This window comes from Streptomyces sp. NBC_00654 (genome assembly GCF_026341775.1).
Taxonomy (GTDB): Bacteria; Actinomycetota; Actinomycetes; order Streptomycetales; family Streptomycetaceae; genus Streptomyces.
Genome location: NZ_JAPEOB010000002.1, coordinates 1,287,599 through 1,310,513 on the forward strand (window position 1 = coordinate 1,287,599; position 22,915 = coordinate 1,310,513).

A 22,915-nucleotide genomic window follows, 5' to 3' on the forward strand; every position below is an offset into this window, starting at 1 on the left:
TCTGGCACGCTTGCGTCCATGACGACGATTCTGGTCACCGGCGGTACCGGAACACTCGGCCGGCAGGTCGCCTCGCGGCTGCGCGACTCCGGGGCGGACGTGCGCGTTCTGAGCCGCCGCTCCCCCTCGTACGCCGTCGATCTGCGCGACGGCAAGGGGCTGGACGCCGCGGTGGAGGGGGTGGACGCGATCGTGCACTGCGCGACGGCTCCCGGTGGCGGTGACGACAGGGCGGCCGGGCATCTCCTCGCGGCCTCGAAGCGGGCCGGGGTGCCCCATCTGGTCTATATCTCGATCGTCGGTGTGGACCGGGTGCCGCTCGGTTACTACACCGTCAAGCACCGGGTCGAGCGGATGATCGAGGAATCGGGACTCGGCTGGACGGTCCTGCGGACCACCCAGTTCCACGACCTTGTGCTGCGCGTGCTCTCCCCTGCCGCCCGGCTGCCCGTGCTGCCGGTGCCCGCGGGGGTCTCGGTCCAGCCGGTGGACAGCGGTGAGGTCGCCCAGCGGCTGGCCGGACTGACGCTCGGCGGCCCGGCGGGACGGGTGCCCGACATGGGCGGCCCCGAGGTCCGGGAGCTGACCGGGCTGGCCGCCGCCTACCTCCGGGCCACCGGCCGCAAGAGGCGTGTGGTGCCGGTACGGCTGGCGGGCAGGGCGTACGCGGGTTTCCGGAGCGGTGGCCATCTGACACCCGAACGGGCCGTGGGGACGACGACGTTCGAGGAGTTCCTCACCAGGAGGTACCGCCGCCCGGTGTGAGCGGCCCCCACGGCCCGTCCAGGGCTCAGCCGCCCGGGGCGAACAGCGCGTCCTGGGCCGCCTCGCGCGCCGTGAGCAGCGCGCCGCGCAGCACGGCGGCGCCGCCGAGCGATCCGGCGCGCACCTCGGTGCGCAGGGGCGACATCCCGGCCAGCCGCTCCTCGACCCGCTGGGCGAGGCCGGCCCCGCCCGCGTGGCCGACCTCGCCCGCCAGCACGACACAGCCCGGGTCGAGCACTGCGGCCACGGAGGCGCAGCCGAGCGCCAGCCGGTCGGCGAGGACGTCCAGGAACGGTCCGCCCTCCGCTCCCCGGCCCAGCGCGGACCGGACGGCGGCCGCGGCGGCGGGTTCCGCGTCTCCCCCGGCCGCGCACGCGGGCACCTCGATACCGTGGACGGCGGCCAGTTCACAGATGGCCGCCGAGCCCACCAGGGAGTGGAAGCCGCCCTCGCAGTTGACGGCCGAGGGAATCCCCGGTGTGCCGGGCACCGGCAGGAAGCCGATCTCCCCCGCACCGCCCGAGGCCCCCCGGCGCAGCCTTCCGTCCAGCATCACGGCGGCTCCGATGCCGTGGCCGAGCCAGAGCAGGACGAACGTGTCGCGGTCGCGGGCCGCGCCGACCCGGTGCTCGGCGACGGCGGCCAGATTGGTCTCGTTCTCCACCAGGACGGTCGCGGGCAGCCGCTGCTGGAGCACCCGGACCAGGCCCCGGTGCCAGGCGGGCAGGCCGCTGGTGTCCCGCAGTTCGCCGGTGACCGGGTCGATCAGTCCCGGTGCGCCGATGCCGACGCTGTGCAGGGGGGCCGTCCCGGCCTCGCGCGCGGTGCGTTCGAGGAGCGCGACGGCCTGCTCGACGGCGGGTTCCGTGCCGGTGTCGCTGCCGATGGGCATGGTGGCCTCGGCGCGTGTGGTCCCGAGCAGATCGGCGACGACCACGGCGACGCTCCCGGTGCGCACATCGAGGGCCGCGAGGTGGGCGCGGTCGGCGACGATCCCGTACAGCCGTGCGTTGGGGCCGCGGCGGGCGGCTCCGCTCTCCCCGACGACCTGGATCAGCCCGGAGTCCCGCAAGCGCTCGACCAGGTCGGCGACCGTGGGGCGGGACAGGCCGGTCAGCGTTTTCAGCTGGGTCGCCGTCAAGGGGCCGTCCTGCTGGAGCAGTCGCAGGGCGAGCCGGTCGTTGATGGCTCGGGCGGTGCTCGGTGAAGCGGGCATGCCGGGATCCTTCCAGATCACGTCGTACTCCTTCCATGGGCATCCGGCGGGAAGACGCTCTATTTATCAGGCAGGGTTCCTGATAGTTTACGCCCCGGATCGCGGGCAGAGGCGTCGGAGCAGACCCGGCGGGCCAGAATCTCCAGGGGAGGGCACGGCGGTATGACAACGGATTCCACAGGTACGGCCTTCGGCACGGATCAGGTCAGGCGGGCCAGATTCGCGGTCGCCGCCGTCTTCACGGTGCACGGATCGGTGACCGGCAGTTTCGCGACCCGGGTGCCCTGGATCCAGGACCATGCCGGGGTCAGCGCCGGTCAGCTCGGCCTCGCCCTGGCCTTCCCGGCGATCGGCGCCTCGCTCGCCATGCCGCTGGCCGGCCGGATCAGCCATCGGTTCGGTGCCAGGACCGCCCTGCGCGGGCTGCTGGCGCTGTGGACTCTCGCTCTGGTGCTGCCCGCGCTGGCCCCGAATCTGCTGACGCTCTGCGCGGCGCTGTTCGTCTACGGGGCGACGGCGGGGATGTCCGACGTGGCGATGAACGCGCTGGGCGTCGAGGTGGAGAACCGTCTCGACCGTTCGATCATGTCGGGCCTGCACGGGATGTGGAGCGTGGGCGCGCTGATCGGTTCGGCCGCCGGTACGGTCGCCGCCCATCTGGGCACCGACGCGCGGCTGCACCACACGATGGCCGCGCTCACCCTCACCGTGCTGGGCCTGATCGCCTGTCAGGGTGTCCTGGATCTGCGCAGCGAGCCGGACGAGGAGCCTCCGCCGCGCTTCACCCTGCCGCCGAAGTCGGCGCTGGTCATCGGCGCGGTCGGGTTCTGCGCGGTGTTCGCCGAGGGCGCCAGCCTGGACTGGTCGGCGGTCTACCTCCGGGACATCATGGGGAGTTCGGCGGGTCTCGCGGCCGCGTCCACCACGGCGTTCGCGCTGACGATGGCGGTGGCGCGGATCGCCGGGGACCGGATCGTCGACCGGTTCGGGGCGGTGCGCACGGTGCGCGTCGGCGGTGCGCTGGCGACCACCGGAGGACTGCTGGTCGTGCTCTCGCCCGACCCCGCGGTGGCGCTGTGCGGCTTCGGGCTGCTGGGGCTCGGCGTGGCGGTCGTGGTGCCGCTGGCCTTCGCCGCGGCCGGGCGCAGCGGGCCGAACCCGAGCCAGGCCATCGCGGGCGTGGCCACCATCACGTACACCTCGGGGCTCATCGCCCCGTCGGCGATCGGCTCGCTCGCCGAGGCCACGTCACTCGTCGTGTCGTTCGGCCTGGTGACGGTGCTGGCGTTCGGCCTGATCCTGGGGGCCGGGGTGCTGCGGGCGGGCGACCGCAACGTCGCCGGGCCGGGTGCGGGGCCGTCCGAACTGTCCGGGCCGTCAGGGCCGTCCGGGCCGTCCGGGCCGGACGCCGCGCCGGCCAAGAGCGCGGTGGAGCCCGGCGGGAGCTGAACCGGGCGCGCGGGCCCGGTCCCACCGCACCCGTACAGGGTGCGGGAGGACCGGGCCGCGTGACGTGTCCGGCGGTCTCCGCGCCGCTGTCCGGGCGGGTTCTCAGCCGGTGCAGGTCACCTTGAGCGCGGAGATCGCGTGGTGCTCGTAGTCGTTGTCCTCGCCCCGGTCGTGCAACTGCACGGAGAGCTTCTGGGCGTCCACGGCGAAGGTGCCCGGCACGTTGTACCAGGTGCCGCGCCGCTCCTGCTGGCGGACGTAGTAGGAGCCGACCAGGTTGCTCGTCCTGGGCAGGAACCGGTCGTACACGGTGTAGTAGCTCGGGTCGCCGCCGACCCGCGCGATGTCGGAACTCCCGGGTACGTGGACGGAGATGCTGCACTTCCTGGCGGAGGCGGGCAGGTCGAACAGCCAGGTCGCCGATCCGCCCGAGTCCTTCGAGGAACTGCCGGACATGGGCATGGAGAGGTACTTCCCGGCACAGCCGTAGCCGCCGAAACCACCGCTGTGGGTGGCCCAGCCCTCCTTGCCGTCGCTGTAGTAGCCGGACTTCTGGAAGCGCTGCGTGGGGCACTCCGGTCCGGACACACCGCTGTAGACCACGGCGGGTGCCGACTTGGGCACCGAACCGGACGAGGGGGCCTTGGTGGGGGTGCCCGAGCCCGTGCCGGTGGGAGCCTTGGCGCCGGAACCACTCTTCGCCGTACTGTCGGACCCGCCCTTGGTGTCCTTGGCGCCCTTGGTCCCGGCTTCGGCGGAACCGTCCGCGGGCTTGCGCCCGTCGCCCGTGTCCGCGCGCACGTCGCCGACGGGGCCCTTGTCGCCCCGGGCCGGGCCGGCACCCGGTTTGCCGGCGGCGGCGGCCCGCTTGCCCTCGGGACTGTCGGGGTCGGTGCCCGGTACGTAGCCGCCCGCCCGCCCGTCCCCCTTCCACGCCGCCGCCGCTTCGCGGCTCTCCGGCTTGGCCTCGTCCTTCTGGGCGCTCGCCACGACGAACGGGGTCGCCAGAAGCAGCGCACCGGCGAAGGCTGCCGCGACCACCATCGGGCGCGACACCCGGCCCGGTCGCTCCGGGGCGCCGCCCTCGCCCGCCGCGGCACCATCCGGAGGGCTGGAGGACGCCGCGGCCGCGGCGGTGGCGGTGGCGGTGGCGCCGGCCGGCTCGGCGGCGACTGCCGCCGCTGCGGAGGCTGTCCCCTCGGAAGCCGTCGCTTCGGAAGTCGTCGCTGCGGAAGTCGTCGCCGTGGGTACGGAGGTCCCGCTCGCAGGGGTCGGTTCCGCGGCGGACAGGGACGTTTTCGCCTCGGCCGTCTTCCCGGCCGCGCTCTTCCCGGCGCCCGACGAGGCAGCGGCGGCCGTACCGGCGGCCGCGGTGGAGACGGCCACCGCAGCGGACTTCGCGGCCGTCGGCGCCTCCTCCTGGGCGACCGCCGACGCCTCACCGTCCGGTTGCCCCTCGGGCTCGGACGTGGTCCTGCCGATGGAGACCCCGGCCGCGTGCACCACCGCCGGGGTCCGCGCCGCGGGCTCCTCGGTCTCCTCCGGACCGGGCTTCGACGAGGTCGGCGTCCGTACGCAGCCGTCCCTGCCGCCGGGGACCGGAGTGCCGCCGCCTTCCGTCACCGTGCGGGACGACGGCGCGGACGGGGCACCTATGCTCCCCGGGGCTCCGGGCGTCCCACTGCCGGGAGCCGATGCGCCCTCGGCCTCAGGCCGGTTACGCGCGGGCTCGCTCTCCTCGGTGGATCGCACTGGCTCCACAGGTGAGCCCTCTTTCCCTGCCATCGACTCTTCTCATCCTCTCGGTCGTTCTGCGGCGAGCTCAATTCCCGCCCGCATCATGAGACATGACGAGTCGTCATCTCTCGTAACTCTGGTTCTCGCTCTCCGCCGTCAGCCACGCCATGGCGTCGTGGAAATGCCTTCCCTGGCGCTGGAACCAGCCGAACTCGCCCGGTTGGAGGTTGCTCACGCCGAACTCCGCTTCCAGATGGTGAAACATCAGCTGGATGAGCGGAAACGGCCCCGAGGCCACCGGCCCCCCGGACTTCATGTCGTCCACACTGTCGACTCCACGTTCCGAGATGTTCTCGGCGACCTTGTCGATCAGCTGGTCGATGAACACCGAGTTCTGCGGCACGGCGATGAAGTGGTTGCCGTAGGAAGCGGTGTGGAGCTGGTACTCCGCCGCCTCGCGTACCTGCTCCCTGGTCGGCGGACCGGTCAGCGGCACATGGTCCACGCCCTCCAGCCGCGCCTTGACCGTCAGCGTTTCATTCAGGCTGGCCACGTCACGGATGAGCGGACCGAACACGGGCAGGTCATTGCTCCGGAGCCGCGGAATGTTCTCCGCGGGGGCGAGGTCGACGTCACCGGGGCCCAGGTCCACGTCGGCGTACACCCCGCCGCCCGACCTGAGGATGCTGTACCGGGCGAGGTCGGAGGCGAACGGGTACGCGCCGCCCGCGCTGGCCACCCTGAAGGAATCCGCCAGGCGCGGGTCGATGACGGTATCGATCTGCATCCGCGTCAGTCCCTTCGTGGTCCGGATTCTCCACTGGGTGGTCGTGCTCAGTTTCGTGTTGCCGTCCGTCCACAGGTTGGTGTTCCAACCGGCGCTACGGGCCCTGCCGACCCATGCGAAGAGATTATTGAGCGCGGCCGAGGGGAGGTCGCCGCCGAGCCAGACGAAATGGAGCTCCTTCGGAATGGGGGGAGCCGCCACGGCACCCGCCGAGAGCTCGTTGACCTGAACGCGCAGATTCTCCAGATAGGCCGGCGGTGGGTCCGATGCCGCCAACCGGTCCAGGAGCAGCGCCACCGCGTCGTGGTCCCCCCGGCCCAGCGAGGTGAAGACGTACCTGCGTACCCCGTCCGCGGCGTGGTCATCGGCACCCAGGGCCTCCGGCGCGCCGTCCCCCGTGTAGGTGATGTTCAGTGGCTGGGTGAGCGCCGGCTGAGCGGGCTCCTCGTGGACCGGCACCGGTGCTACGGGTTCGGTCTGCTCGGCCTCCGGACCGCTGTGCGCCAAGTCCTGCGACATCGTCTGCTCCGCGGTGTTCTGCGAGGCGGAGTTGAGGGCTTCGAAGATCATGTCCGAGAACGTGGCCGTGTGCGGCACCGGTTCCACCCGCGGCGCGGGCACGGGGGCGGTGGCGGAGCCGTGTGACTCCCCCGCCACGATCCACTCGCCGCGGCGCTGTGTGACGGGGTCCGCGAGCAGACCCAGCACGCCGGTGGCACGGTCGGAACCGTTCGACGGTCTGACATGGCCGACCTCGGTGTCGGGTGCGTACCAGAGACGTCCGGGTATGGCGTCCGCCGCGTCCTTCGCCACGCTGCCGCCGTCGCCGCTCCGGATCTTCGCCGTCTCGCACGCGACCAGGACGACCGGGGCCGGGGGCTGGGCCGGGTCCCTGAGCGTCTCCATGAAACGCGCGAACCGAGCGCCGTCGACGACCAGCGGCGATCCGCCCGCCACATGGAGTTCGATGCCGTTCTCGGTGCCGTGCGCGTCGAAGAACAGCGGCTTGACCGGCTCCTTCGTACCGTGCGCGGCGGCACCGGCCTGCCAGGGGACCTCGCCTGCCGGGGAAGCTTCGCCGGTGTCGGGGACGTAGGCCCCGTCGTCCTTGCTCCGGTAGTGCGCGAACAGGTTCTCGTCCGAGCGGTACGTGGCGTAGAAGTCCTTGCGGGGCGCCCAGTCCTGGGGGCTGTGTGAGGCGTAGCCCAGCGTGCTGCCGTCGGCGCCGCGGACCACCTGGAGGCCTTCGTAGACCTGGCCGTAGGTGACCCGGCGCCCGTCCGTCCCTGTGAGCACGGCATCGGGCGTCCTGTTGTCGGGCGTCGGTGTGAGCAGCGGTTCGTCCGACAGCAAGGAGAACGATGACGGCCGCGTGGTGGAGGCGTCGCCGGACAGGGCCGCTGCCCGGCTGTTGGCGAACAGATCCCTCGTACCGGAGAAGGAGCCGCCTCCGCCGGTGGAGCTGCCCCTGAGCGTGCCGGTGAACTTCTTCAGCTTCTCCTTCAGGGTGGGGTGGCGCTCGAGCGGAGCGGGTGCGGGCTCGTCCGATCCGGCCAGGGACGCGGTCTCCTGGTTGGCGCTTTCCTCGGTCACCCAGGTCATGTCGACCCAGACGTCCCGGGTCGCGTCCGTCGGCCTGAACCTGCGTGTTCCCGTCAGATCGGTCTTCGCCTGATCGGAATTCGCCCGCACCCACTCCCTGTTGTAGTCGTTCATCATCGCGTCGATGAACCCCGGCCCCGTGATGCCGGCCACCTTCTTCTCCCTGATGTCCCCGTCCTTCGCGTTCTGTTGCAGCGGAGACAGGTTGCCCCAGTCCAGAAGGTTCTTCAGCAGGTGTTTCACGAAGGGGTTCTTGGGGTGGGCGGCGATGAACTGATTGCCGAACTCGCCCTTGGCATAACAGTCCACGGCCGCCGCTCGGATGTCCGCCGCGCTCACGGCCTGTCCCGGCTCCGCTGTGCCGGTAACGCCGGGGCGCCCGCGCACACTGGCCTCATTCTGCAGACGGGGCCCGAGCATGGGCAGCGAATCCCCGTTTGGCATCAGCACGCCGTCATTCGGCAGACCGATTCCACCGGGCCCCAGGTCCACATCCAGGTACACGCCCCCCTGCTTGTAGAGGACGGCGTACCGGACGGCGTCCGAGGCCATCGCGAAGCACCGGCGCTCCTGCGCCACCTGGTAGAGGACGTGGGCCTTGGACAGCGTGCTCCTGCGGAGCGGCACGGGCAGCCACTTCTTGTCGAACACCGCAGGGGCGGACTCGAACACGGCCGAGTACTGCCGCCCCAGGGTGTCCAGGAACGCGCGGTTGACGTCACCACCCGCCTGATCGGTCCAGATCTTCATCTGCCACCCGGACTCCTGGGCCTTGGCCGCCCACTCCCGCAGGTTCACCTGGGCGGCGGGCTTCAGATCGCCGCCCAGCCAGACGAAGTGCAGTGTCTTGGGGATCGGAGTGGACTCGCCCAGGCCGCCGCCCGCCCGCAGAAGGCCGGGCTGGTCGCCCCCGGGCGGGTTGTTCAGCATCAGCTCATCCACGCGCTGCCGCGGAACCGGCGCCTCGTCCAGGAGTTCCGTCGCGTCCTCGGTGGCCCTCGCGGCCTCCTCGGTCTTCGCGGCCTTACCACTCCCGCTCGCGAGAAGGGCTTCCAGTTCGGTGGGCTCGCTCGCGGTCACCCACCGGCCCCGGCGCCCGGTCGTCCGGTCCTGGAGCAGGGCCAGCACTCCGGTCGCTCCGCCCGCGGCGGTTCCGGCCGGCGGTCCCACATGGCCGACCGCGACATCGGGGGCGTACCAGAGGCGTCCGGGCACCGCGCGTGCCGCGTCCCTCACGACGCTCCCCCCGTCCGCGGGGCGGACGCTCGCGGTGTCGCAGGCGACCAGCACCACCGGGGCCGGAGGCTGGTCGGGGTCCCTCAGGAACTCCATGAACCGTGCGAACTGGGCACCGTCGACCTCCAGCGGAAGCCCGCCGTCGATGTGGAGCTTGACGCCGTCCCGGGAGCCGTGCGCGTCGAAGAACACCGGCTTGGGAGTCCGCTGCCCGCCCGGTGTGCTCGTGCCGGGGTGCCAGGGCACCGTGTGGGGTGACGCCTGGTCCTCGGCCACGGGGACGAATTTCCCGCCGTCCACCGCCCGGTAGGCCTTGAAGGACTTCTCGTCCGCGCGGTAGTGCGCGTAGAAGTCCTTGCGCGGAGCCCAGTCCCGGTCACTGTGGGACGCGTATCCGATGACCTCGCCCGTGGCGTCGCGGATCGTCCGAAGGCTCTGCCGCGCCTGCTCGAAGGAGAGCTTCCGGCCGTCCTTGCCGACGAGTTCGTCCTTCGGCGTCCCGCTGCCGAGGTCGAGCCGCTCCGGTGCCGGGTGGATGCCCGTCAGCAACGTCCCGTCGTTCGGCAGCTGTGCCGATTGCGCATCGGACCTGCCCGTGCCCCACGGCGTCGAGCCCTTCATCCTCCTGACGGTGTCGCCGATGCGTTTGATCAGGGTTCCCTGCCGGGACGGCGCGGACGTCGTCAGGGGGGTTTCCTGGTTCTCGCTCTCGGCGGTCACCCAGCCCAGCCCCGCCCAGTCCTCCCAGTCGGACAGGTCGACACGGAACCGGGTGGGCGGCGCCCTGAACGAGAAATTCGTGGCCGGCACGAGCCCGAGGTCCTTGACGTGCACGTCGAACTGCCGTGAGAGGAACCCCGGACCCGTACTGCTGGCCACGTTCTTCGACTTCATGGCCGCCTCAAGGACACCCTTGACGTAGGCGTCCTTGTTGTTGATGTCCGGCAGATTCTCCAGAACCTGCCTCAGGAAACGGCTGCGGGGGTGCGCGACGATGAACTGATTGCCGAAGCCCCCCTGACCGTAGGCGAGTTCGGCGGCCTCCTGGACACGGTCCCCGACCGGGGCATCCTCCGCGAGTCCGAGCACTCTTCGGACGCTGCCGAAGTCCTGGAGCAGCGGGCCGAACATCGGCAGGGTGTCATCGCCCTTGGCCAGCATCACGCCACCGGGGCTCAGCACCACGGCCCCCGGCGCCAGGTCCACATCGAGGTACACCCCGCCGTGCTTGTGGAGCAGGGCGTACCTGGCGACGTCGGAGGCCATCGCGAAGCTGCTCACCTTCCGCGCGGCCTTGTACAGATGGGACACCTTGGACGGCAGACTCTTCCCGTCCGCGCTCCTGTTGCCGGAGAACAGTTCGCTGACCTGCCCCCGATGGACGGTTCCGGACTCCACCAGGCCCTTCAGGAACTCCTTGTTGTTCTTCCAGCCGTCGTCGTCGGTCCAGATGCTCAGCTTCCACTGTGCTTCTTCGGCCTTGGCCGCCCAGGCCCGGATGTTGGTGCGGGCCGCCTCGGCCAGTTCGCCACCCAGCCAGATGAAGTTGAGCTCCCTGGGCACCGCCGTACGCGGGCCGCTTCCGGCGCCCAGATAGTGGATCGGGCCTTCGGCGGGCGGCTGCGGAACGACCGCGGTGTTCTGGGACGGGGCCGACTGCGTGTGCTGCTCCGCGATCTCCACGATCTCCGCGTCGGCGTTGAGCAGCAGGCCGTCCGTCGCGGTGGGCACGGCGGGCCGGTACTGGTCGTCGGCGAGGTGCAGCACCACGCCCGACGGCGGGTTTCCTCCCGTGTCCGTCTCGGGAGGGGTGAACGTCAGATGGCTCAGGTCCGACTGGACCACGGTGACCGGTACCCCGAGCACACGGGCCGCGAGCAGTGCCGCCAGGTCTCCCGCGGAGTGGTTCCAGCCCGCGTCCTTGCGGTCGCCGATCTGCCCGTCGCCGGAGCGCAGCAGTGTCGTACGGGCCAGTTGCAGGCGCTGTCCGGGAGTCAGCCCGGCGGCCACGGTGTCCGGGAGGCGTCCGCGCGAGTCGAGGTGTTCGGCGGCCTGCGCCGGGCTGAGCTCGATTCCCGCGTGGGCCAGCTCCTGTGCGGTGAACCGTTCCTGGGGATCGATCGCGAGGAACTCGGCGAGTTCGCCGCGGTCCGCCATCAGCCGGTCGGCGAGGCGTCCCCTCAAGTGCTGGACGTCGTCGGCGGACAGGGCTCGGCCGGTCGCGTGGAGCCCCAGTTCGGCGAGGAGCCCCGGATGGGCACGCTCGACCGCGTCGAGCAGGGACCGGTGGAAGCTCGTGCCGATGTCGAGGTGCGCGGGTCCGGTGGCGGGCGGCTCCATGAGCCGCAGGACACGGCCGTCCGGCGACTTCAGGCTGACCGGCCGCCCCTGTGTGTCCTCGCCCTCGGCGGTGTACGGCTCGGGCGCGGACTTCGCGTCGGCCGGGCGGACATGGCCCTCGGGTTCGGGTGCGGGGTGCCAGGGGGTGACGACACGGGGCGGGCCGCCTTCGGCCCGCGGCTCCAGGACCTCGCGGGTGGCCGCGGTCACCGAGTCGAAGTTCGCCTGTACCAGGCCGAGTTCCCGGTAGTCGGCCGTCAGCTGTGCGACCGCCCGGTCGTGGACCGACCGCGCGTTCTTCAGCCCGGCGTCGAGCGCGTCGAGCCGGCGCTCGGCCTCCGCCCGTTCCGTCGCCTTGTGGGCCCGCGCCTCCTGGAGCTCGGCGGCCCTCATGGGTGACCGCGCGGCCAGCACGGCCTCCAGCGACGACCGGTAGGCGGCGTCCGCCGTCCGCAGGCGCTGCGCCCAGCCCGCGGCCTTGATCTGTTCCCGGCGGACGGCGTCGTTGTCCGACAGCGGCCCGGTGTTGTCGAGCCAGATCTCCGTACGGGCGAGGACGTCCTCCCGCGCGACGAGGTGCGGCGGCCCGGTCCGACCGTCCAGGGGGGCCGGTGCTTCGAGGGCTTCGGCGAGCGGCGGGTAGCCGGTGACCGTGGCCGGAGCCTGTTCGGTGGCCTCGGCGGCGGCCGGCTTGCTCCAGGCGGCCGGCGGCGGGCCGGCGGGGCGGGTTCCGGTGATCGTGTAGTGGTCGACCGCCTGCCAGGCGGCCTCGGAGGCGCCGGCGAGGTGCTGCTCGGCGGTCGCGAGGTCGCGGCGGTGGTTGGCCAGGTCCTGCTGGGCCTCGGCGTACCGGGAGCGGGCCGTGGCGAGCCTCTCCCGCGCCGCGTCCACGTCCGGGCCGGTGGGATCCGGCGTCTCCAGGAGGCGCAGGAGCTCCGTACGGAGGGAGGAGACCTCACTGTCGAGTGCGCGCAGGCGCCGCTCGGCCTGCTCCGCGTTCGTGGCGGCCTCGGTGTACTTCTTGGTCTGCTCCTTGACGGTGTCCGCGGCTGCCTCGACCTCGGTCGGCAGCAGTCCGTGCTCGCGGGCGACGTCGAACGACACCCACATCGTCACCCCGTCCTGCACCGTGTGCTCGACGGTGACCGGCGGCCGGCCTCCGGGCCTGAGCGCCGACGGGACGACCGGCAGGTCCGCGATGCGGTGCGACGCCTTCGCCGTCTGGAGTACGTGCAGGGGTGCCTGGATGAGCACGGCACCGCCGGCGAACGGCTTGAGCGTGGTCAGCGCGGAGGTCCGGCGGTCGGCGGCACCGCCCGCCGCGTCGGAGTCCGTCCAGCCCGGCACGGTGGCCGCGGCCTGTACCAGGGGCTGCGTCTGGAAGACCGGTCCCGCGGTCATCGCCGGCATGTGCGCTTCGATGGTGTCACCCGTGTAGGTGTCGTTGTCCATGGTCCGCCGGCTGCCGCCGAGTCCCGCGCCCGGGTCCACGGCCAGCAGCCGGGCCCGCGACAGGTCGACATCGGCGGAGATCTTCAGCGTCGCGTCCGTACCGCCGATCGTCGATGTGGTGTCGTGCAGCGTGACGGTCAGGCTGTCGCGGATCATCTGCGGGAGGTAGGCGCTCAGCACATCGGTGCTGATGCCCCCCTTGAGGACTTCACCGGCGGCGGTGCCGGGCCGCGTCAGTACCGTCCTGCGCGGATAGCGGCCGTTGCTGTCCACGGGCATCGGTGTCGTGGCGTCGGTCGTGGTGCCGCGTCCCTTGACGGCGAGGTCGACGGCGTACGCCGCGGCGTCCCGCAGCACGGGGATGCCGCCGACGGTGGTGACGACGACGCTCTCCGGGCCGGTGGCGAACAGCTTCCTGCCCGGCGTGCCGCGCTCCCGTAGCGCCATGGCGTGCTGCCGGTCCGGGGGGAGCAGCGTCGGGCGGGTGGCCTCCCGGGGCGGGTGGGCCGCCGACGTCACGGTCTTCTTCGGCTCCGTGTTCCGCTGTCCGGTCTTCTGCTGTTCCGTATTCCGGGATTCGTTCGTCCGCTGCTCGGTCTTCTGCTGTTCCGTCTTCTCCTGTTCCGTCGTCTGCTGTTCCGTCTTCTGCGGTCGGGCGAGGCTCAGCGGCAGCACCACCTCGGCTTCGCCGACGGAGTACGTCCGGGGCACCACCGTCCCGTCGGGCAGCTCCAGGGTGAAGGTGACGCTGAACGTGGTCCGACCGGTCACCACCGGTCCTTCGAAGGCCACTTGCGCGCTGACGGCGTCGGAGACCGCGTGTGCCAGGGAGGACGAGCGGGTGGATCCGACCCGGTCGTCGAGGGTGAAGCCGCCGCTGCGGAGCCCGGGGCGGTCCCAGATGGTGGGCACCTCGCCGAGCCGGTAACCGGCCTCGTACCCGCGCGCCAGCTTCTCCGTGACGGTCTCCGCCGTGGATGTGGGCCGGGTGATGGTGGGCTTCACGTCGTGGCGCAGCGCGCCGGGGGTGAAGCCGGACCGTCGCAGGGTCACGGTGAGGCTGGCGTCCTTGGCGGGCCCGATCTTGTTCCGGGACAGCCGCAGGGAGGTGCCGCCGTTCTCCATGCCCGTCTGGAGAGCCCGGATGCCGGACGGTGACAGGGTGGTCATCTGCCGTGCCAGGCCGCCGAGCTGGTCGGCCAGCAGACTCTTGGGCCCGAGCCAGCTCTTGTGCTGGGGCAGGGTGTCCAACAGGTGGTTCATGAACTCGCCGATCGCCCCGGACATGTCGACGCGTCCGACCGTGAGCGTGGCATGAGCGGCCGCCTCGACGGCGGTGAAGAGCTGCTGGGGCGGCGGAGCGGTGAGACCGTCGTCGAAGAGACCGGCCTTCCTCGCCTCGGCGAGCGGCATCCACACGAGAAGGCCGTCGGGGATCTCCACGATCCGGCCCTGGGGCGGCCGTCCGCGCATCAGTTCCATGGGCGCCTGGAGCAGGCCGGACGGCTGGGAGCGGGCCGCGAGGTGCCAGGCCACATCGGCGCCGACCAGGACCATCGGTCCGGTGTACTGCACGGTGTGGGCCGGGTTCGCCGAGAAGGTCTCGGCCGTGGTCGCGGTGCTGGTGCGCTGGTACGGCGACGCGGTGATGCCGTACGTGCCGGCGGTCTGGAACGCGTCGGTGTGCTTGGCCCGGAAGGCCAGCAGGGCCGAGACGGTGTGACTGCGGACATGGGCGACCGAGTGTCCCGCCCCGCTGGTGCCCGAGCCGATGTTGGAGAGGGCGAGGTCGCTGGAGTCGACGATGGCCAGGACGCGCGTCCCGCGCACCTGGGGCCAGGCGCTGACCGAGGCGGTGATGTCGGTGACGGCCGTCCGCCCGAACAGGTCGCTGACGTGCTTGCCCGTCTGCGCCGCGTCGCTGAAGTCCGCTTCGTTGCGACCGGGGGTGAACGCCTCGGCCAGAGCGCTGGAGGCGGGGGTCCCGTCGGCTCCGTAGACCCAGGAGTTGCCGGAGACGGAGGCGAGCAGTTCCTTGAGATGGCGCACCACGAGCTCGGGCGCGGTGACGCTCTGCACGGAGTGCAGGCCGCCGAAGAGGGCGTGGGGCGTCCAGTGGTCCGTGGAGACGGGCTTTCCGGAAGAGAGCAGTCCGGCCAGGGCCGGGTCCATCGGTACGGGCGCGGGGACGGCGACCGTCTCCGGCCGGTTGAGGGGCAGGGTGGAGGGGACGGACAGCGAGGCGGGTACGGCGAGGGTGACACGGCCGGTGACGGGGGCCGGGGCGGTCTGTCCGTCCCCCTGCCCGGTGGCCAGCACATCGACGCTCCCGGCCGCCTGCTTCACGAACCACCGGGTACTGAGCAGTTCGCCGGTCATCGTCCGGGCGATCTGGCGCGGCCGGGTGAAGCTGGTGGCTTCGGCGGTGAAGGCCAGGTCGTACGACCACAGGTGCTGCGACCCGGAGCTGGTGATGCCGCCGTCCGGGGTCAGCGTCGGGCCGTACGTCATGCCGTAGGCGGTCTGCCTGCCGTACCGGTAGCCGACGCTCCCGGTGGCGCCGTAGCGCTCGATCCCGGTGAGTCCCAGATCGAAGCCGACCGACCAGCCGTGGGTACGGGTGGTCGCGCTGTCCGCGCGACGGGTCGACAGGACGTTGTTCGCCAGACCCAGATCGTGGTGGGTACCCGCGAACCGGCGGTTCGTCGCCTCCGCGCGCACGGTGAGAACGACGTACCGCTTGTGCAGGGAGTCGAGCTGCTCCAGCTGGATGCGCAGTCCGGTGCTCGTCAGACGGTCCAGGGAGCCTTCGAGCACCGTACGGGAGAGGGCCTGGCGCAGCAGGTGGGTGTTGCGGACCGCGTTGTTGTACTTCCGGTCGCCGGCACTGTTCCGGTCGCCGGTGACCCCGGTGTCCCGGCGGGGCGGGAGCACCAGGTCGGGGTAGGCGTGGTGCAGCCCTGTCTGGATGCGGTCGGCCAGTTCGTCCGTCAGGGAGACGTGGGGCGGGACCGTTTCCTGGGTTCGGGTCGCCGCGAGGTCCACGACCGCGTGCAGGCCGAACGTCGCCGGGTTCGACTGCGACAGATATGCGGGGGCGGGGGGCGCCTCGGCACCTTGGAGGGGCGCGGTGCCGTCGTCCCAGCCGGCCAGCCGACGGGCGTCGGCCCGTGGCAACTGCACGGTGGCGTTGAGGAAGGCGCCGTCCTCGTGCGGGCCGTTCCGGTTGGCCGGGGCGGTCGCCCCGGGCGGTTCGGGCGACTCCCAGTCGCCGCCCTGCTTGCGCACCTCGATCCGGAAGCGGACGTCGTAGAGCCCCGAGTGGCCCCGGCTGTTGAGCGTCCGTACGGACTCGGCCGTGTTGCCGCTGTAGCTGCTCTCCGCACGCTGGGTGGTCAGGGCCGCCGATCCCCCGATCTGGAGGTTCAGGGTGCCGGCGGGCTGGAGCAGCCCGAACTGGGGACCGGCGGAGATCCCGGCCCCGGCGCCCTGGGTGTTCTTCTTCTCCGTGGTGGCGGTGGAGCGCTGTGCGTCGGCCTTCTTGATCTCGGTCTTGTCGGACGCCCGGAGCAGTGTGGCGTCGACCGGGACCAGCCGGAGCTCGACGGAGCCCAGTGACCGGTTGCCGAGACCGGCGAAGAGCGGGGCGCTGACCACCGTCTCGCCGGAGCTCTGCGCGATCATGGTGCGCAGGCTCTCCTCGCCGAACAGATCGGCCAGTTGGTGGCGCAGGAAGCTGCCGGGGGTCGCCTCGGGGTAGTTCGCGAGGGCCCAGTCCAGCAGGCGGGTCTCCGTGGTGACGCTCAGCGGGGCGAGCAGGTTCGGGCGGGCGCCCGGCGCGAACGCGAAGGCGGTGGGCAGCCGGTCCGGGATCGCCGGGTCGGTGACGCTGTCCGGGACCCGCCAGGTGACTCCGTCCTGGATGCGGTAGCGCTGCTGGGCGGGAGTACCGGGCCCCTGCTGGTCCGGGGACAGCTCACGGCCCTTCCTGTCCCAGACGCGTGAGGACTCGACGACGATGTGCAGGTCGCTCACATGCACATGGCTGCCGTCCTTGCCGACCGCCGTCACACTGCTCTGGGCGCGGCTCTCGTGGGTGTACGTGTAGCCGGCCTCCATCCGCCGCGCGCTGAGGGACACCGAGCCGAACGCGCCGAAGGTGCCCGCGGAGGGCCCCAGCGGGACCGCCACTCCGAAGGCACGCGACGTGCCGAGGGACTTGGTCTCCGTCGCGCCGGGGCGGGTGCGGAGTTCGGTCTCGATCTTGACGGGGGCGTCGGTGGTCTTGGCCTCGGCCCCGGCGGTCTTCGACGCGTCCTTCGCCGACGCGTCCTTCGCCGACTCGTCGGTCGTGGAAGCATCGGTCTTGGAGGGGTCCGTCTTCGACGCGTCGGTCGTGGAACCCTCCGCCTGCGGCCGCTCCGTCTTCGAGCTGCTCGAACTGCCCTCGTTGCCCTTCCCGTCCTCCTTGTGCGATACGGGCTCGGTCACTTCGTCCACGACGGCCAACGGCGAGGGCTCGGTGTGACGGCGCCAGTTTCCGTAGCTCTCCATCGAGAGGGAGATCTCCCGGTGGCCGCCGTCCATGGTCGGCAGGACGAAGGTCCGGGGGCTGAGCAGCGTATGCGGACTCTGGATGAGCACGCGCTTCAACTCTTCGAGCCCGTCGGGGCGCAGACGCCCTCCCGCCGCGATGGATTCGGCCAGCGCGTCGACACCTCTGACGGTGATCCGTCCGTGTCCGTGGCCCTTCAGCGACTTCGGCAGCATCGCGTTGTCGTCGAACGTGATGAACTCACCCGACCGCTCCCGCGGGAGCGGATCCACGCCCTCGGTCAGCTGCGGTTCGGCGAAGTGCGCCTTCTCCACCTTCACGCCCGGGTCCCCGATCCGGCGGAACACCTCGTCCCGGAGGGCCTCCTCGGTCAGGTCCGGAAGGTCGCGGCGCACCCGGTACATCCGCTGCTCGTACTCGTCCGCCGAGAGCGCGCTCAGGGCCTTGTCACGGGCCGTGGGCTGGTGCGCACCCGACGGGCCCGCGGGTGCGGAGCCGCCACCGCCGGGGCCGCCGGGCGGCTCCTCGTTCTCCTTCGCCGGGATGTCGGAGTCCTTCGGGCCGGAGGCCACGGAGTCGGCGTCGTCGTCGGACGTGAGGCCGGCCTTGTCGTCGGTGTTGTCGTCGGTGTTGTCCTCGGAATCGCGGCCGGACTTGAGGTCGGCGTCGTTGTCCGGTGCGGATTCCGAGGTGGTCTTCCGCGTGTCGTCGAGGGACTGTGTGTCGGTGAGGGACGGTGTGTCGTCGAGGGACTGTGCGTCGGTGAGGGACGGTGTGTCGTCCTCGGTCTGTGTGCGCACACGACGGGTGTTCGGCGACGGCAGGTCGTCCCGCTCCCGCGAGTGGAGGCTGTCCCCGTCCTTGCCCCCGGACTCCGACGCGTCGTCCAACTGACGCGGAGCCTCCATCAGCTGCTCGCCCGGCTGCACGGGAACACGCCTGTCCTGTCCGGGGCCGGCCGGCCGCGGGGTCTTCACCGAGTTGCCGGCGCCCTCGTCGACGTTCGTCGTCCGGGAGACCGGATTGCGCACGGTGGTCGACGGGCCGGTGATCGACGGGCCGGTGTTCGACGGTCCCGCCAGGCCTGACGTGTCAGAGGTGTTCGACGTGTCCGACGTGTTCGACGTGTCCGTCAGGTCCGTGTCCTGGACATCCGTGCTCTTCCGGGGAACGCCGTCGTCCACCTTGGGTCCACCGGACTCATTGCCCGTGGCGACCAGGTTCCGCAGGCGTTCCACCAGCGAACGGGCGTCGTGCGCCGCCTGTTCCCGTACCTCTTCGGGCAGTTTGCCGAGCGAGCGGTCGATACGCCGGTCGAGGTCCCGCAGCCGGTCCGGAGCACGCAGTTCCTGTTCCAGGCGCTCCTGTCCCTCACGTCTCAGCTCCGCCGTTTCGGCGTCGTAGCTGTCGAGGACCCGGTCGATGGCCCGGGGATCGCCCGCCGCCTCGTCCAGCCTGCTCTGCCACGCGGCGCGGCGTTCGGTGCTGCGCTCCGCGCCCTCGGGGCCGCCGTCCGCGATGGCCTTCAGCCGCCGGTCACGCTCCAGCTGTGCCATCCGGTCGAGCTGTTCGCGCTCGACGGCCTGCCGGGCCGTGTCGTCCTCGGCGTTCGCGCGCCGGTCCGCCCACTGCTGCCGTTCCTCCCGCGACATCCAGGTGTCGTCCGTACCCTCGCGCAGCCGGTCGAGCCGCTCCTCCAGGATCCGGTCGCTCTCCGCCCGGGAGTCCTCGGACCGGTCCCGGCCGGGGGCGCCGTCACCGCCGTCCCCGCTGTCGCCGCCGTCCCCGCCGTGCCCGTCGTTCGGCGGGGGCAGCGGCTCCGTGGACTCCTGCTGATGGCCGCCCTCGCGCAGGGCGTCCAGCCTCGTCCGGAAGGACGCCAGTTCGGCATCCCTGCCGAGGGTGAGCGTGCGGCGTTCGTACTGCGCGTCGAGGTCGCTTCCCCGCCCCGGCTCCTCGAACCGGCTCTTCCAGGTGGCCAGCTCCGTCTCGGACGCTCCGAGCTCCCGCAAGGTCGCCAGCCGCCGCGCCGTCTCCAGCTCGGCGTCGTAGTCGGCCTGCACCCTGCGGAGATCCTCGGGGGTCGCCGCCTGCTCCCGGCGGTCCTCCCATGCGCGGAACCGCTCGCGGTCCATGCCCGCTGCTTCGGCGTCGGCCCGCCGGTTGTCGGCCAACTGCTTCCGGAGCGCCTCGGGAGTGCTGTCGGCGCGGGCGCTCAGCTCGGACCCGAGGGTGCCGAGACGGTTCTCGAAGTCGTCCAGCAGCTGGGTCGTCCGACGGGGATCGCCGGTGAGGGCCGACTGCTCGATGTCGAGGGCGTGGCGCAGCCATTCCGTGCGGCGCATGCCCAGCTGCGCGGCCCGTGCCTCGTATCCGCCGTCCATATGCCCGCGGAACTGCTGGAGGCGTTCACCGAGGCCGTGCAGGGCGACGAGGTCGCCGAGTTCCCGCAGGCCGTCGGCGGCGTCGGCGTGCCTGCCCGACCGGGCGTCGTCGCGGATGCGCTCGCTCAGCCGTTGCCGTGTCTCGCTGTCGACGCCCACCCGCCGGGCGTCCGCCAGCAGGGCGTCGGTCTCCCGCTCCACGTCCTTGGTCAGCCTGCGCTGCTCGGTGGGGGTCAGGACCTCGGGCACGTCGGGCAGCTGGTCCAGCCGGCTCACCGGGTCGTCGGTGAGGCCGCCCAGTTCGTCGAGGCGCGTGACCAGCGCCTCGACGTCGCCGTCGTCGTGCGTGTCGAAGCCGTCGCGGAAGGGCAGTTCGTCGTGCGACTCCGTACGGAGGGTATTCGGCGGGTCCTCGGTGACCGGTCCCTTCCCGTCGCTCTCGGTCCGCTCCGTCTCCGGCCGGTTCCCGGACGGGGGCTCGGTGCCGGGCGGGGCCTCGGGAACGTCCGGGAACACGAGGTCCGGCTCGTCCTCCGTGAAGGGCCGGGCACCGGGTTCGTGCTGCGGGACGTCGGGCAACAGCACGTCGGCCCCGTCCGGGGACGGACCTGCGGGTGTCTGCTGCCGTATCCCGCCGGGCGCGGAGCCGGAGCCCTGGCCCGTGGACACGGTCGGTACGGGGCGCGGCGGCGGTGCGATGCCGCCCGCGGCGTGGGACGGGAGAGCTCCCCCGCCCCCGATGCCCGTCGTCGTCCCGTCGGGCTCCAGCCCGTCGACACCTTCCTCCTCCAGGGCCGCGCGGTACTGCTCACGCAGTTCGTCCACGCGTGCGGGGCTGCCGAGGCCGTCCGAGCCGCCCTCCCGCAGTTTCGCCAGCCGTGCCGCCAGGTCGGCGTCGGAGTCGTCGGCGTTCTGCCGGTCCTTGAGCCGGTCCAGGCGCTCCTGGAGGCGATCGAGGTCGTTCGCGGTCCGGTTGCCCTGCCCGGAGTCGTCGCTCCGGCCGGACGCCGACACGCCCGAGCCGTCGTCGGACGTCTGTGTGAGGTCGTTGCGGGGTACGTCGGGCAGGTCCGCCAGAAGCCGCTCCACCTCCGGCGACAGCACCGTGCCCAGCGGGGTGTCGGGTACGTCCGGGAGGTCGTCCAGGAGCGCGTTCGCGTCCGGGACGTCCTGTGTGACGTTCTCGTGCACCTGATCCGGGATGGGCAGCGTCTCGGGCACGTCCGGGAGGCTGTTCAGCAGGAGGTCCAGCTCCGCCACGGAGTTGTTCGCGGTGTTGCCGTTGGTCGCGTTGTTGTCGTTGGTCGCGTTGTTGTCATTGTTCGCGGTGTTGCCGTTGTTGCCGTTGTTGCCGTTGTTCGCGTTGTTGGACCCGTCCGTGTTGTTCGTGAAGTTGCCGTCGTGCGTGAAGTCGCCGTCGTGCGGGACGTTCGAGCCGTTCGTGAAGTCCGTGCCGTTCGAACTGGTGGCGAAGGAAGGGGCGGATGCCCCGGACGTGTCGTACGGTGCGGCGTTCCCGTCGTCGTCGTGCGAGTACAGCGTCCGGCTGTCCGAGAGGTCGTCCAGGTCCAGGTAGTACAGGCTGTCGCCGTCCGAGCCGTCGTCGCTCCGCAGCGAGGCACTGTCCGAACCGGAGTCCGAGGCCGAATCCGTGAGCGTGCGATTGTCGGAGTCGTTCTTCGGTTCGGAGCCGTCGCGCACCGTCGTGCTCGACTCCGTGCTCGGCCGCGACGCGCCGGACGGCGGCGTCGGCGAGTCGGACGAGAAGACCGGGGGGCGCGGCGGCGGTGCGGCCGGGGGGCCCGAGACCGCGTGGTGCGCGGCCTGGAAGCCGTGGGCCACTCCCCGGCCCATGACACCGCCCGCCGCGCCCGCGGCCGCGGTCCAGCCGCTGACCGTGAACTTGTGCTCGGGCCCGAAGATCAGGTTGTACATGCCCTCGGTGACCACGGCGTGGCCCGATTCACCGGCGATCTCGCCGACGAAGTTACCGATCCGGAAGCCGATGTTCCCTTCGATGTTCTTGCTGATGGTCTGGACGAAGGAGCCGGGCAGGTCGTGCGAGAGCGCACGCACTCCGTTCTCCCCCAGGTCCTTCACGTACGGCTTGAGCGCGTCGTCCAGCGAGTGGGTCAGCCCCTGCCAGTCGGCCTTGCCGCCCCAGTTCTTGACCAGCGCCTCGCCGTAGTCGCGGCCCAGGTTCCGGGCGGTCTCGTTGCCGAGGGAGCCGCCGAGGTTCTTCTCGAAGGCGTTCGCGAAGTCCTTGACGACCTCTCGCCCGACCGCTCCGGCGGCCGCTCCCCTGACGCCGTCCGCACCCACATGGTTCAGGGACTCGTTGGTCCGGCCCATGATGTTGCCCAGGCGTTCGCCGAGCTTGCGGGCGGACTCCTCCGAGATCGTCTGGCCCGCGGCGCCCGCTCCGGCCCTGCCGCTCGCTCCGGCCGCGCCGTCACCCGCGGCGCCCGCGCCCTTGCCCAGGCCCGCGCCGGCGGCGCCGGCACCCTTGCCCGTACCCGCTCCCGCGGCACCCGCGCCCTTGCCCAGGGCTCCGGCCCCCGCGCCGCCGGCGCCCTTGCCGAGACCGCCCGCACCCGCGCCGCCGGCACCCTTGCCGAGACCCCCCGCGGCCTTGCCCGCACCGCCCGCGGCGCCGCCCGCGCCCTTGCCGCCCCCGCTCAGCCCCTTGCCCAGCACCTTCCCCGCGTCGTTGCCGAGGATCTTGCCGAGGCCCTTGCCGGTCAGATTGCCGAGCAGCTTGCCGAGCCCGCCGCCCAGCAGCGCGAACGGCCCGCCCAGCGCGCCACCGATGGCGGCGAACTTCGCCGCGTCCGCGGTGAAGTTCTTGTTCCACTCCGTACGGTCACCGCGGCCGATCTGGGTGAGCTGGAGGATGGAGTCGAGCAGCAGGCCGCCGACGAGACCGGTGATGGTCTGCATGATGATCTGGGCCAGCAGGAACTTGAGGATCAGCAGCGCCATGGAGCGGAACGCGGCGATCGCGGCGGCCGCCCAGATCTCCGACAGCCCCGCGGTCACCGGCATCAGGGCCTGGGCGAGGGCTATCTGCACGACGAGCAGGGCCAGCTGGCCGAAGATCATCCACTTCGTGTACTCGATGTCGGCGGCTGTCTTGTGGGCGTTCTTCGACAGCTTGATGGCATCCTCGTAGGCCCGTTCGAGGATGCTCTCATTGCCGTTCGTCCTCTCGACGAACTGCCGGGCGTACGCCACGAAACGGGTCGCGGTCTCGCCCTCGAAGTCCTCGTCGACGCGGCCGACGACCTGCCGCAGAAGCTCCTCCACCTCGCGGAACTTCTCGGCCATCTGGCGATACTCGTCACTGACCAGCCGCAGGGTGTCCTCGTTCGCCTGCGGAAAGGGCATGCCGG

The 22,915-nt window shown here is 71.8% G+C and carries 5 protein-coding genes; 2 read left to right on the plus strand and 3 right to left on the minus strand.

Annotated elements, in window-relative coordinates; all coding sequences use genetic code 11:
- The first annotated feature begins 18 nt into the window (after positions 1-18).
- Positions 19-765: an SDR family oxidoreductase gene (locus tag OHA98_RS25975; RefSeq protein WP_266929149.1), complete on the plus strand. Its 747-nt coding sequence runs from the start codon at positions 19-21 to the stop codon at positions 763-765.
- 25 nt (positions 766-790) lie between these two features.
- Here OHA98_RS25975 and OHA98_RS25980 read toward each other — a convergent pair whose 3' ends face one another.
- Positions 791-1,981: an ROK family transcriptional regulator gene (locus OHA98_RS25980; protein ID WP_266929150.1), complete on the minus strand. Its 1,191-nt coding sequence runs from the start codon at positions 1,979-1,981 to the stop codon at positions 791-793.
- Between the two features lie 162 nt (positions 1,982-2,143).
- On the opposite strand from OHA98_RS25980, the gene OHA98_RS25985 reads away from it, so the two are divergent.
- Complete coding sequence (locus tag OHA98_RS25985; protein WP_266929151.1) at positions 2,144-3,430, plus strand: MFS transporter; 1,287 nt, start codon at positions 2,144-2,146, stop codon at positions 3,428-3,430.
- Between the two features lie 102 nt (positions 3,431-3,532).
- On the opposite strand, the gene OHA98_RS25990 is transcribed toward OHA98_RS25985, so the two are convergent.
- Together OHA98_RS25990 and OHA98_RS25995 are read right to left on the minus strand one after the other, a co-directional pair.
- Positions 3,533-5,053, minus strand: a complete 1,521-nt coding sequence (locus tag OHA98_RS25990; RefSeq protein ID WP_266929152.1) for a hypothetical protein — start codon at positions 5,051-5,053, stop codon at positions 3,533-3,535.
- A gap of 235 nt (positions 5,054-5,288) precedes the next feature.
- Positions 5,289-22,910 carry a glycosyltransferase gene (locus tag OHA98_RS25995; protein WP_266929153.1) on the minus strand — a complete coding sequence of 5,874 codons (17,622 nt, stop codon included), beginning with the start codon at positions 22,908-22,910 and terminating at the stop codon, positions 5,289-5,291.
- Between the last annotated feature and the right edge of the window lie 5 nt (positions 22,911-22,915).